The 1,279-nt window shown below is 61.9% G+C and carries 1 protein-coding gene; it reads right to left on the bottom strand.

Annotated elements, in window-relative coordinates; genetic code table 11:
* Positions 1–38 precede the first annotated feature (38 nt).
* Entirely contained in the window at positions 39–1,187 is a 1,149-nt protein-coding gene (locus ACFPZL_RS13350) for an IS1249 family transposase (RefSeq protein ID WP_268912076.1), read from the bottom strand.
* Positions 1,188–1,279: the final 92 nt, after the last annotated feature.

The following is a 1,279-nucleotide window of genomic DNA, read 5'->3' as shown; positions in this document are numbered from 1 at the left end:
GGGTTACCGGCCAAAACGTGTGGATGGCGTTGGGCGTGTCATCCTCTGCCTGCCCAGCCGCTTCGGAGCCAGAGCCCTTCGCTGACCTCGAGGCCGGTGTCGTAGAGTACGGGCCCTGGGTCTGGTGCTGTGAAACGCGGCCGGCGCTTCTCGGGTGAGTTTTTCTCGATCACCGGCATGCTGCTTGCGGTGTACAACAGTCCCGCGCGTGCGATGAGAACCCACTCGGCGGCCCGCTTCTGATGTGCCTCGGTCATGCCGCGGTGCAGGCGGAGGGTCTGCTTGATCATCGCGTTGATTCCGCCCTCGAGCCTGCTGGTTGTCTTCGGGCCTCCCGCGGTCAGATAGGTGAAGAGGTGTTCGCGGCGTTGCAGTTCAGCGAGCACGTTGTACGCCTTGCGGAGCCTGTCGTGGGTATACCACCAACGTTTCCCGGTGGGTGAGTCCCATAGGCCGTTCCGAAGCCGTCGTTTCGCGTAGGTGCGCTCGCGCGTCAAGTGCCCGTATACGGTGTGCCAGTCGTTGAGCTGCTGCAACCAGGCGACGGCGTCGTCAATATCGGTGACACGTCGTAGCCGCTTTCCGATCTCAAGCAGCGACTGGCCTGCGGGGGTGCGCGGTCGGAGAGTGAGGTGGGATCTGAGATTCATCCAGACATGAAAGATGCAGCGCTGCACGAGCGTGTCAGGCCATTGTTCCCGTAGGGCTGCACGCACCCCGCTCCCGCCATCACAGATCACAACCAGCGGGGCAGGGATTTGTCGCAAGAGCGCTTCCCAAGCGGCTTGGGATTCAGTGGAGCACCATTGCCAGGCGAGCGGGGTGTGGTGCTCATCGGTCGCGATGAGCAGGCACCAGGAACCGAGGTAGGTGCCGTCGATCATCACGTGCTTCGGTGGGATCGTGACCACGGGCAGGCGCGGGGTGATGTTCCAGCACCAGGCCGTCTGTCGCCGGAATGATCGGCCCGTCCGGGTACCCGTGAGTTCCGGCTGGGAGTATTTTCCGAGGAGCCAGGAGAGGAAGCGTTGGAGCTGGTGGCGTTTGGAAACATCGTCACGGTTACGAGAACTTGATGCCCCGCAGGTAGGGCATTTCCAGCGTTGGCTGCCGGCTGCCGTCTTGCCGTTCTTCACCAGTTTGGTATCGCATAGCAGACAACGGGTGGTGTTCAACGAGTTCGGCACAGTTAAGGGTGCCGGGGTATGACAATGTCTGTTCTACCGCGTGATCATGCGGCTAGATCGGGGTTCTATCCACACGTTTTGGCCGGTAACCC

The organism is Leucobacter soli, assembly GCF_042659205.1.
GTDB classification, from domain to species: Bacteria; Actinomycetota; Actinomycetes; order Actinomycetales; family Microbacteriaceae; genus Leucobacter; species Leucobacter soli.
This window is presented reverse-complemented; position numbering and strand designations above follow the sequence as displayed.